Source organism: Candidatus Darwinibacter acetoxidans, from assembly GCF_041936445.1.
In the GTDB taxonomy this organism is placed as follows: Bacteria; Bacillota; Limnochordia; order Darwinibacteriales; family Darwinibacteriaceae; genus DTU010.
In genome coordinates, this window is the sequence record NZ_JBHGXH010000140.1 from 1 (window position 1) to 11053 (window position 11053).

Genomic DNA, 11053 nt, shown 5'->3' on the forward strand with positions numbered 1-11053 from the left:
GTCAGTAGGCTTTCATCGAATACTGCATACATAAGAAGATCTCACCTCTGAGTACTTAGTACTCGTCGCTGGACAGCAACGGTGGGATCTTCTTCTATTTTTTTGGAGCCAACTCCTGTCCTACAGTAACTTTATACTAGCGACTAGTTTGAAGCCTCGAAAACAGGTATAATGGACAGTAAGAGAAGGGGGGATGCCGGTGAACATACCACGCCGCTATTGGCGCAATCTGGATTGGCCTTTGATCCTCGCGGTGCTCTGCCTGACGGCCATCGGGATGGTAGTCATCTATTCTGCCTCCTATTCCCAGCTGGAGGCGGCCAACCTCAGCCCCTTCTATTATGTCCGCCGGCAGGCCCTGGCTTTCGGCCTGGGGCTGGTTCTCGCTATCGTGATCATCTCCCTGGACTACCGAACCTGGAAACCCTGGTCGCGCCTTATCTACCTGGCCACCATACTGCTTTTGGGCACCGTGCTCATCTTTGGCCATGCCGTCTTTGGCTCCCAGCGCTGGGTGCGCCTGGGGCCCTTGAGCCTTCAGCCTTCCGAGCTGGCCAAAATCACCTTGGTTCTGGCCTTGGCCAAGCTCTTTGAAAAGGAAGAAAACGGTCAAAGCGTCAAGGGCGTGGTGCAGGCGGCCCTGCTTACCCTGATTCCCATGGCCCTGATCATCGTCCAGCCCGACCTGGGCACTGCGGTCATCTTTGTGGGCCTGTTCTTCACCATGTGGTATGTGGGCAACGCCAGGCTGAAAACCCTGCTCATTGCCGGACTGGTCCTGGTGGTTGTCGCCGCCGGGTTGATCGTGGCCTCCCTGAATGGCTGGCTCAGCATCATCAAACCTTACCAGCTTACCCGCCTTTTGGTTTTTCTCAATCCGTACGCGGACCGGGACGGTGCGGGCTGGAACGTGATCCAGTCCATCATTGCCATCGGCTCCGGAGGCTTTTTGGGCAAGGGCATCAGGGGCGGAACCCAAAGCTCCCTGCACTTTCTCCCGGCCAACCACACCGATTTCGTTTTTTCAGTTATCGCGGAAGAGTTCGGGTTTTTGGGCGCCCTGGTCGTGGTCGGCCTCTTTCTGCTTGTGATCTGGCGGGGCCTGCGCATCGCGGCTGTAGCCAAAGACACCTACGGAACCCTCCTGGCCGCCGGGGCCACCAGCATTTTCTTCTTCCACTTGATCATCAACGTGGGGATGGCCCTGGGCATGATGCCCGTCACCGGCCTGCCCCTCCCCTTCATCACCGCCGGGGGCAGCACCATGATTACCAGCCTCATGGCCGTGGCCATCATCCTCAACGTGGGCCTGCGGCGCAGCAAGATCATGTTTTAGCTCCAGAGCCATCAGAAGCAGCGGCGTGGAGCCGAAGCTGATGCAGGTGGCGGCGGCCACCACCCCAGAATCGTTGAATACCAGAGCGGCAACAGCTCCCACCACCACCCCTCCGATCCCCTTAAGGGCCTGGGGGTGGTTTTTTCTCAGCCAGGCAATGAACTTGGACGGCCAGATGAAGCTGGCGGCCAGCACAGCCAAGGTGGCCAGCAGGGCCCTGCTCCAGATGCTGTAGCGCAGGAGCCTTAGGTTCATCTCCACTTTGCGCCGGACGATCATTAGCAGTGCCTCCCAGCCGTCCCGGCGGAACAGTTCCGCGGTTTGACCGAAGTGGGACTGCTGGGCCGAGGGATTGGCCTGGTCCAGGAAAGCGAATAGGCCCAAAACCAAGCAGGCGCCGAGGATCAGCATCAGCCCGGAGAGCCGGCTCACCCGGCCCCGGCTGAAGGCCAGCCAGACTGTGCCAAAACCGAACACGGCGCTCACCGCTCCCCCTGCGTTGGTGCCCAGGCTGGGGGCCCCGATGAGCAGGAGCAAGCCCGCGAACAGCAAAAACCCCAGGGCTTGGTGCATCCGGGATGAGGAGGCCTTTTTTCCGGCCCAAAGGGCCCAGGCCAGGATGCTGGATCCCACCAAAACCCCCATGTATTCGTTGCCGATACCGTAAAAGCGGGCGCCTCCCACCGGATCGTAACCCAAGGGAGAATAGCGCATGAGCCAGCTGCCCGCCAGGATATCCCCGCTTAAGGCCGCGGCGGTGGCCAGGGCAACCACTGCCGCCCAAAAGAGCGGCCGGTGATGTCTCAGACCCAGCAGCACCACCGCCAGAACCAAACCGAGGGAAAAGGCTGAAGCGGCACCCCAAAAGAGCAGGGCCAGCGGCAGGGAGAGCAGGGCCAAAAGCGCGGCCTGCAAGCCCCGCAGTGCCCCGCCCGCCAGGGGCGGGTTGAGCACCGAGCAGAGGAGCACAGCTGTGTAGATGGCGATCTGGCCCAGAACCAGCAAACGCAGAATCAGGCCCCGCCAGCGGGAGAGAACCTCGATCCTAACGGCCACCGCATCCAGGCGCTCCGGCGCATGTTCGCTTGGCTCCACCCAGGCGGCCCGGCCGATAAAGGGGTGGTTGTGGGAGAGCCCCAAAAGCTCCAAAACAGTGGGGGCCACGTCCATGTTGGTGATGATGCCCGGCCAGCGGGTGGTGGCCGAAGTCAACAGCCCCTCCTCCAAGCCCAGGCAGAAAACGGGTGAGAGCCATTTCCCTTCCCGGGCAGCCTGTTCACCGGGGTAGGGGCTGAGCAGGAGGATCACCGCCCCCTCCGGCCGCCGCGCCGCGAGCTCCTCAACGAAACGGCCCGCCTCTGCCACCATCACCGCACGGGCCACCTCCCGCTGCTCCGGCAGGAGCAGCTCCCGGTAGCGGTCGAAGCGGAGGGGATCCCCCAAATCCGCCACCACCACCCGTTCCTCCGCGGCCAGGATTTCCTGGGCCAAGCGGGCATAGTCGGTACGCACACCAAAGGGGTAGCGGGGATCCACACTGGTCAGCTCCTCCTCAAGCCGCCCGTGCCAGATGCGCCCTAGGCGGTCCATCCCCACCAGGGCCGCGCTGCCGCTGCCTAAGACCTTCAGCTGTTCCCCGGCTTCCAGTACCGCACTGCCCAGGGCGCCAGGTTCCACCTGGTACGACACCGTCTGGGCCTGGCGGATGAGGGCGATCTCCGGCTGGACGTAGCTGCCGGGATCCACGCCCGTATGCAGCCTGTAGAGGTACTCAGCCGCCTCCCGCGGCAGGAACTCCGCGGCATCGGGCCAGCCCACGGCCCTGGCCCCGGCCCCCAGGCTTAAGTAGGCTCCAGTTAGGCTGTCACCTCCTCCAGAGCGCGTGTTCATTAGGCCCCAGGCGGCAGGACCCTCGAACTGGAGATGGCGGGCATCTTCCCAGGTCAAACCGTGCCAGAGCAGCACGATCACCCGGTCCACCGGCGGGTCTTGAGCAGCCGCCCCCGGAGCCCACAGGCAGAAAAGGGCTAAAGCCACCCCCAGGACCATCCGGGTCCGCCCAGGTCTCATGTGATCATACCTTCGTAAAGCGCCCTGGTGCAGCGGACCATGCGCTCCGCGCCGAAGAAAGTCTCTACCCTCTCCCGGTTAAATGCCCCCATGGCCCGGGCCTTAACCGGATCTTTGAGCACATGGAGCAGGGCAGCAGCCCAGTCAGGCACGCTGCCAGGCAGAACCAAAAGCCCCCCTTTGCCCGGCACCACCGCCTCCCGCAGGGCGGGCAGGTCCGAGACCACCACCGGCAGCCGGCTGGCCATGGCTTCCAGCACGCTTAGGCTGAACCCCTCGCTCAAGGTGGGCAGAGCAAAACAGTCCCAGCCCGCCATCAGGCTGGGTACATCATCCCGCCAGCCCAAAAAGCGCACCCGTCCCTCCAGTCCCAGGCGCTTGCTGTAAGCTTCCAGCCTGGCCCGTTCCGGGCCATCCCCCACCACCACCAAGTGCAGCCGGGGCAGGATTTTGGCCACCAGGGACACCGCCTCCAGGAGGGTTTTCACACCCTTGCCGGGGATCAGGCGGGCCACGGTGCCCACCACCTGGTCTTCCTCGGAAAGGGCCAGGGACTGGCGGGACATTTCCCCGGGATAGTGCCCGAACTCGCTGGAGCAGATGCCGTTGTAGATGGTGAGCACCTTGCTTTCCGGGACGTAGCGGAGAATCTGGGCCCGCACCGCGTCGGAGACGCTGATAATGGTGCTCATACCGCTGAAGAGCCAGCGCTGGACCAGGTTGGAAGCCCAGCCCAGGAAGGGCGATGGGCTTTGGGGCAGAGAGTTATGGGCAGTGAACACAAAGTGGGGGTGCCTTTTGGGGGTCAATGCCGCGGCAGTAATCAGGGCCGCCTTCAGGCCGTGGGCATGTACAATTTGGGCCTTTTCCTCCTTAAGGATGCGCTTCAGCCTGCGCACGGCCGCCCAGTCCTGTCGGGGACAGAGGCCATCAACCAGCTCCAGCTGGATAAAGCGCCTCCCGGGCAGCAGATCCTTCAGGGACGCCGGGGCCGCCACCACAATTTCCCAATCCTGCAGCCCCGCTGAGAGCTGTCTTAGATGGTGCATAATACCGCCTTCGGCGGGCCTAACCACCCAGACCACCTTCATCCAGTCTTCCCCCCTGCTGTTCTCTCATTTATTGTGATCAAAATGAATCAATCAATGCAGGGAATGCTAAGGGGGAAAGGGGAGATTCTGTGCGCAGACGACTCATGTTGGCGGCCTTGGTTTTGGGTCTCGTGCTGCTGGCCGGAAGGTTTCTGGCCACTCCGAGAAAAAGCTCTCCCGCTCCGGCCCGGGAGATCGTCTTTACCCGGGAAGCAGCGCCGGCTCCCTATTCGGCAGCGGAGGGGCCCGCGGCGGAACTGCAGAGCCTCCTGGACAGCGTTTCCCAGGCTGCCCTGGCGGGGGACTGGCAGAAGGCTGCCCGGACCGTGCAGGATCTGCAGCGCCGCTGGGAAACTCTGCAGCCGCTAAGTGGCGGCGGACTGCAGATGGAAGAGGAGATTGCATCGCACCTCCAGGCTCTGCAGCAGGCGGTTTGGGCCAGGAACCAGCAAGCCGTCCTGCAGGCGGGTGGAGAGCTCACCAAGCTTCTGGGAAGGCTCAAAGCCTAACGAGCGGGCAGGGCCCCACCCTTCTTTTTTGCTTGCAAAATATCTGCCGGGAGCTTAAAATAATAGGCGGATGTATGTTTAGGGTGGGGATGTAGCTCAGCTGGGAGAGCGCCACGTTCGCAACGTGGAAGTCGAGGGTTCGAGTCCCTTCATCTCCACCATTTTAGTTGCAGGAAGCGAAAAGAGGTGCTGTGGCGACGTGGCTGAACGTCGTACAGCACCTCTAGTAGTTTTACCGGCAGTTGACCACCTGCTACCTGCTACCCTCGCCCCCTGCTCAGCCTGGTCCTTCTGGATTCTCCGTGCCCTGCTGCGGCGTGGCGCTGCGGGCGCGCCGCTGGGCTTCCTGCTGGCGGCTGGCCAATTCCTCGCCTGTTTCATAGAGATGATTGGCGTTGACCAGTCCGGAAGCTTTTTTGCCCTGGGATTTTTTCTGCGGCTGCTTCTGCTTCTTCTTGTCCTGCGACAAAGTCTCCAGCACCTCCTTCTGCACCTAGTATGGACGAAGGAGTTTCGATTTATAATGGCGAATTGCACAGGGAGAAGTTGCTGAGGAGGCAGGACATGAGCATAGCCATCATTGCCAATCCCCTGGCGGGCAGAGGTCGCGGACGAAAAGTGGCCCAGCAGGTGCAGGAACTGCTCAAGGCGCAGAATGCGGACTTCGAAATGGTCTGGACGGAATACGCAGGCCACGCTGTGGAACTAGCAGATCGAGCCAGTGAAAAACATCCGGTGGTAGCCGCCTTGGGAGGCGATGGTACCGTTAGGGAGGTGCTCACAGCCATCTGGCAGAAACCCGCAGCTCTGGGCGTGATTCCCGGCGGGACAGGCAATGACTATGCTCGCGGCCTGGGTATTCCCAGGGATACCGAAAGCGCCCTGCAAGTCCTCTTGGAGGGGGCCACAGGACCGCTTGATGTGGGCCTGGAACACGAAAATGTCTTCGGCCAGTTGGCCTGCATCGGGTTTGCCGTGGATGTGATCATGCATGTGAACGCCCATCGCGATGGACTGATCAAAGGCTCGCCGGCCTTCCTGGTGGGCGTGGCCTCCACCCTGCGCCATCTGCGCAGCTACCAGGTGCGCATCAAAGTAGATGACACGGTTCTGGAAAAGGATGCGGTGGGCATCTTCGTGATGAACATGCCCTATGGGGGCGGAGGGATGAAGTTTGCCCCCCATGCCCGCTACGACAGCGGTGAGTTCCACGTACTCATCGTGGAGAAGCTCTCCAGATGGAATCTAGCCATGACGCTGCCCAAGGTTTACTCCGGGAATCACCTGGACCATCCCGCCGTTTCCATCGTCAGCGGCCGGGAAGTGAGCATCGAGGGCCAGAGCCTGCCCATCATGCTCGATGGGGATGTCTTTCCCGCCAGGCCCATCCAGGCCACGATCAAACCCCGAGCAGCAAAGGTGGTTATACCAAAAGCCCCGGCCTGAGCCGGGGCTTCAGACTGTCGAAAAAGGGTGCTCTCCTGCTGCAGGAAAGCACTCTTTTGGTGAATCTTAGGCGGCAAATGTGGTGTAGATTTGATGAAAAAAAGGGCCTCTGAAGGCCCATAGCGCAAGTCTTTTCAGATTCATCGCAGCGAACTTAAGCTTAACCCAATTCGTTACCCGGGCTAAGCCTCTGTGGAATGTGTATCTCATGCCATGTTTCTCTTTGGCATCCGCGAATACCCGCTCTATCGTTTCGCTACGCAGGCTGTAGCTCTCTTTACCTGCCGGGGAATGGCGGAAGTCTTCTGCTTGCTCAATGTAGTCTTCCCAAATATGCTTGGTTACTGTCTTTTGATGGTTCCTGCTTTTCGTGCATCTGGCAAGGTCAGGACACGATGCGCAAATGGCAGGGTTGCTTGTGAAGATTCGGTAGCCTTTCCGATCTGTAGTGCGATATGGTAAAACCTGATTATGAGGGCAGATAACGCAATTGTAGTACTCATCGTAGACAAATTCGTGGGGTCGGAACATTCCCTTTTTTCCCCCAGGGCGCTTGTAGGGCATGGACGGATTGCGCCCATCATCGATTATCTTTTTGCAGATCCACACGTTCTTGTACGCTGCATCCAAGACCAGGGTTTCAATTTCGGGGAACCGCTCCACCGTTCGGCCATAGAGGGGATCAAAAGCAACGCTGTCGTGGACGTTTCCGGGAGTAACAGTAACGTCCAACACAAAGCCCCTTCTGTCACAGGCAACGTGAGTCGTGTACGCAAAAGCACGCTCGTGTTCACCCTTATGGAACATCCCACTATCCGGATCCGTTGTGGACTTCGTAACAGTGATCTCCTCATCTTGCTCCTTGAGCTTCAGAGGTTTCTTACCATTGGCTATGCGATCTTGGTTGATCTCCTCGCGCAATTGCTCATCGTAGATTCTAGCGGCTCGTTTGGCCTGTTCTTTCGTGTACTTCTTCCGATTAGCATTGGCTTTGACATGAGTAGCGTCGATAAACACTACCGATGGGTCAATGCAACCGTGAACTACAGCCTCTTCTAGAATCCAGGAAAATACCTGCTCGAATACTTCGCTGGGAAAACGCGTGGCAAAAGCATAGCTGACGGTGGAGAAATGGGGAACCTTAGTGGTCAGATCAAAGCCTAGAAACCACCTGTAAGCGACATTAACGTTAATTTCTTCCACCGTTCTGCGCAGAGAAGGAATACCAAACAGATGTTGGATAAAGACCATTTTGAACAGCACAACCGGATCGACCGCAGGCCGGCCATTATCCGGGCAATAGTATTGCTCCACAAAACCGTAAATGCGGTCAAAGTTGATGACTCGATCGACTTTCCTCAGAAGGTGCTCCTCTGGAACCAGCATGTCCACGTCAACCATCTGGATCTGATTTCTTCTGTTACCTGCTTTGTCAAGCATTCCCATCACCATATCGATTTTAGCATAAACCAAGAACCCCCGCGATCCATAAACCATGGAAAACGCAGGGGTTTTTCGACAGTCTGAGACCGCCTAGAGCGGTCTTTTTCTGTGTTGGGCAGGAATTGGCGGAAAACCGTCCAATAACGGGTGTGAAACGAGGTGCTGCTGTGAAAAAAGTCGTGTTTACCATCCTCATCGTAAGCCTCGCCATCGGACTGCCTTTCATGGTGTTGGATTTTCTGTACAAGGGTGCCAAGGAGTTCAGGGTCCCTGAGGAGCTGGAGAAGCTGGTTGTGGATCTGGGCACTGGGGAGCGGGACGGCGAACTGCTTTTGGAGCGCTACTTGCCGGTTCCTTCCACGGTGGAGCTTTTCTTCCAGTCCAACACCGAGGGCCCAAAACACCTGAGACTCAAGAGTGAAGGGGAAATGCTGGGCCGGACAACCCCTGAGGTCGGGTTTGTGGTGGGGCGCTACACCGGGACCCAATCCGCCTCTGCCAGCCTGGTGCTGGCCCCGGGCCGGTATGCCCTGTACCTCACCAGCGGCAAGGAAGAGGGACAGCTCATCGTAGGTTACAGGGAAATCCCCATTGACCAAGCAGAGTTTGCCCGGCTCTCCAAGATCCATGGGGGCGATCTGAACAACCCGCCTTCTGGCTACAAGGAAGTCTATTCCGCCCATCTCGCTGGGCTGGATGCGCACGATGAGGCGATCTACACCATCTCCACGGAAAAGGCTCTAGATCTGGGACTCTCCATCTACACCTCGGCGCAGCAGGGAACTGTGAGCGTCGACTTCGTGGGAAGCACCTTTCGCTTCCGGGGTCTGGTCAGCACGGAACACAGGATGTGCGATCAGCTGGAGCTGACCCTACCCCGAGGCGAGTACCAGGTCAAACTGTCCTGCCAGGAAGCGGACGGACAGCTGTACGTGTTCCTCAAGGAGGGGCCCTAAATGAAAAAAAGCCAGGCGCCAAACACAGCGCAGGCCAACAAGCTTTTCTTCCTCACGGTTCTGCTCACCATCGCAGGTACTGCCATATTCGGAACCAGGCTGGGCATGGGCACAAACCTTTGGTTCAACGAGTTCCTCTACATCCTGCTCCCTCCCCTCCTCCTGGCCAGGCTGAGGGGATGGTCCCTGGAAGAGGTGTTCAAGTTCAGGGGCACCTCAGCGAAGAACTACTTCCTCAGTGTGCTGGCGGGAGTGAGCCTGTGGGCCTTCGCTTCTTACTTCGCCAACATGACCCGGCTCTTCCTGGACAGCACCTTCGGCCCGGTGAACCTAACTGAGGGCATCAACTCCTTGGAATCTTCCCTGTACCAGATCGTCCTCTTTCTAGTGGGTACGGTTGTGCTTGCCCCCATCTGCGAGGAGATCTTCTTCCGGGGGTTCGTCCAGGCTGCTTACGGAAGGTACAGTCCGAAATATGGTTATGTGATCACCGCTGTTCTCTTCGGTGCCTACCACATCCTCAACGGCTTAAGCGATGTTCTGCCGGCCATGATCCTGGGGGCAGCCATGGGATACTTGGTCTATGTAACCGGCTCCCTCGCGGCCAGCATGCTCTTTCACGCCACAGCGAACCTGTCTGCAGTGCTCTCCGGGCTGTTCAAGGGCAGCATAAGCCCTTACCCTGCAGGCTGGGTGCACCTGGGAGCAGCAGCCGCCTTGTTTCTGGCAGTGCTTACCCTCTCTCAAGTGGAAGGGGAGCCAGAACCGGAGCAGAAGGAGCCACTGGGAGGGGTGCTGTTCCTGGTGCTAACTGCCCTGCTCTTTACGGCCGCGGGCGTGGTCGAAATCCTGGCTAGGATGGGACGTCTATCCTTCTAACGCCCCATCCTGGGGGATACTGCATGTGTGACGCGGGGAAAACTACCGCAGCCTGCGCCGTTCTACCCAGCCTTTGGGGTGAAGCGGTAGATCACGAACTTCCCGTAGGGATCCTGAGCACCGGGGACGCGGATCTTGTTGATCTTCCGGAAGGAATGCTTCCTAACGGCCTGTTTGTACTCGGGTAGAGGGTAGTACAAGATCAAATCGATCTCCCGGGGGTGTTTCTCCAGGGAGGCTGCAATATTGCGCAGCACCTTTTCAAACACACGGCTGGAGAAGGGGTTGAAGAAATAAAAGCAGGAGTCCTGCGGCTTGACCACATAGTGCTCGGCTAAGCCGTATTTGAGGCGGATGGGGGCCTTGATGTGGCGTGCTTTTTCCCTGTACCTCCGCTTATTCTCCAATGCCTCCATGTAGGTTTTATCGTTGGCCTCAATGCCCACAACGGGCACCTGAAACCGCCGGTGGATGTAGAAGACCACCCGCCCCCTGCCGCAGCCAAAATCCACGACCCGGCCGGTTCTTCCCAGGCGGTAGGACTGAAACAGTGCCTCCATTCCCCGATAGGGAGTGGCTTCGTAGCGGTTGTACAGGCTGGTGTTGTCCCATTCCCTAAGGCCTGTGGTCTTAATCCCTAGGTCACGGTCATACTTTTTTGCACTCAATCCAATACCCTTTCTACAGATTTCATTCCTCCCTTTCCATATTCGCCATAAGACCCCCGATGCCCTTTTCCCAGGTAGAGGGGCTACTGCTCAACTTAAGCCTCTGTTGGTCAGCAGCTGCACAGCGACCTCAGCAGGGGCAATCATCTTATCGTGATCTCGACATTGCACCCCCAGTTCCGTCCGGGACCGCCACCTGTGATCTCCAACACTCTGCAAGTAACCTTTCTGCCCGCTTTCATGTACTTCACTATGTCTCTGGCAAGCTCACTGCGAAGATGGCCGAGCTGTTGGTTCCTTCTGCCATACACGGCCACCGCATCAGGGTAGTCCCTGATCGGCTGATGCCTCAGGATCAAAACGTCGCCGGGCTTGTGGCGAGATACTATCTTCTGTCTGTCCGTTCCGTCTTCATTCTTGAACGTGACCCCCACCACTTTGGTTCGGATAGTCTTGGGCTTTTTGGGCTTCCTCTCCTTCTTGGCTGTTGCGTTTTTCCTAGAATCCACGCCACCGGCCTCACCCTTGCGTTTTCGCCGGAATATCCCCCGAAAGTGCAATTGCAGCGCCCCCTCTCGCTGAGAAGCTCACCTCTTGGGCTTAGCCCCTCTTTTCCATGCTTTTCTCCATTTTTTGCTAAATGCCTGCCGCGCCG

Annotated in this window: 10 protein-coding genes and 1 tRNA gene; 6 read left to right on the forward strand and 5 right to left on the reverse strand. The window is 58.6% G+C overall.

All coding sequences use genetic code 11. The features are described 5' to 3' along the window. Positions 1-199 precede the first annotated feature (199 nt). The gene (rodA, locus tag ACE4YL_RS05115) at positions 200-1336 is read left to right on the forward strand and encodes a rod shape-determining protein RodA (protein ID WP_461357965.1); all 1137 of its coding nucleotides are present in this window, start codon (positions 200-202) and stop codon (positions 1334-1336) included. Positions 1337-3402: 2066 nt separating this feature from the next. Here the strand turns inward: rodA and ACE4YL_RS05120 are convergent. Continuing rightward, complete coding sequence (locus ACE4YL_RS05120) at positions 3403-4497, reverse strand: glycosyltransferase family 4 protein (protein WP_461357966.1); 1095 nt, start codon at positions 4495-4497, stop codon at positions 3403-3405. 89 nt (positions 4498-4586) lie between these two features. Between ACE4YL_RS05120 and ACE4YL_RS05125 the strand changes: the two genes are divergently transcribed. Then, a complete protein-coding gene (locus ACE4YL_RS05125; protein WP_461357967.1) occupies positions 4587-5006 on the forward strand; it encodes a hypothetical protein in 420 nt (139 codons plus the stop codon). Positions 5007-5091: 85 nt separating this feature from the next. Then, positions 5092-5167, forward strand: a tRNA-Ala gene (locus tag ACE4YL_RS05130). Between the two features lie 116 nt (positions 5168-5283). On the opposite strand, the gene ACE4YL_RS05135 is transcribed toward ACE4YL_RS05130, so the two are convergent. Next, positions 5284-5475, reverse strand: a complete 192-nt coding sequence (locus tag ACE4YL_RS05135) for a hypothetical protein (RefSeq protein ID WP_461357968.1) — start codon at positions 5473-5475, stop codon at positions 5284-5286. A gap of 95 nt (positions 5476-5570) precedes the next feature. On the opposite strand from ACE4YL_RS05135, the gene ACE4YL_RS05140 reads away from it, so the two are divergent. After that, entirely contained in the window at positions 5571-6452 is an 882-nt protein-coding gene (locus tag ACE4YL_RS05140; RefSeq protein WP_461360184.1) for a diacylglycerol/lipid kinase family protein, read from the forward strand. Positions 6453-6518: 66 nt separating this feature from the next. Here the strand turns inward: ACE4YL_RS05140 and ACE4YL_RS05145 are convergent, their stop codons facing one another. Then, complete coding sequence (locus ACE4YL_RS05145; RefSeq protein WP_461360183.1) at positions 6519-7892, reverse strand: IS1182 family transposase; 1374 nt, start codon at positions 7890-7892, stop codon at positions 6519-6521. 170 nt (positions 7893-8062) lie between these two features. Between ACE4YL_RS05145 and ACE4YL_RS05150 the strand changes: the two genes are divergently transcribed. Both ACE4YL_RS05150 and ACE4YL_RS05155 read left to right on the forward strand, forming a co-directional pair. Next, positions 8063-8851 (forward strand): hypothetical protein, encoded by a 789-nt coding sequence (locus ACE4YL_RS05150; RefSeq protein ID WP_461358188.1) that lies wholly within the window; start codon positions 8063-8065, stop codon positions 8849-8851. After that, entirely contained in the window at positions 8852-9730 is an 879-nt protein-coding gene (locus ACE4YL_RS05155; RefSeq protein ID WP_461360076.1) for a CPBP family glutamic-type intramembrane protease, read from the forward strand. It begins immediately after the preceding gene. Between the two features lie 62 nt (positions 9731-9792). Here the strand turns inward: ACE4YL_RS05155 and ACE4YL_RS05160 are convergent, their stop codons facing one another. Both ACE4YL_RS05160 and ACE4YL_RS05165 read right to left on the reverse strand, forming a co-directional pair. Further along, positions 9793-10398, reverse strand: coding sequence for a class I SAM-dependent methyltransferase (locus ACE4YL_RS05160; protein ID WP_461358190.1), 606 nt, complete (start codon positions 10396-10398; stop codon positions 9793-9795). A gap of 143 nt (positions 10399-10541) precedes the next feature. Then, positions 10542-10907, reverse strand: coding sequence for an HIRAN domain-containing protein (locus ACE4YL_RS05165; RefSeq protein WP_461358191.1), 366 nt, complete (start codon positions 10905-10907; stop codon positions 10542-10544). Positions 10908-11053 lie beyond the last annotated feature (146 nt).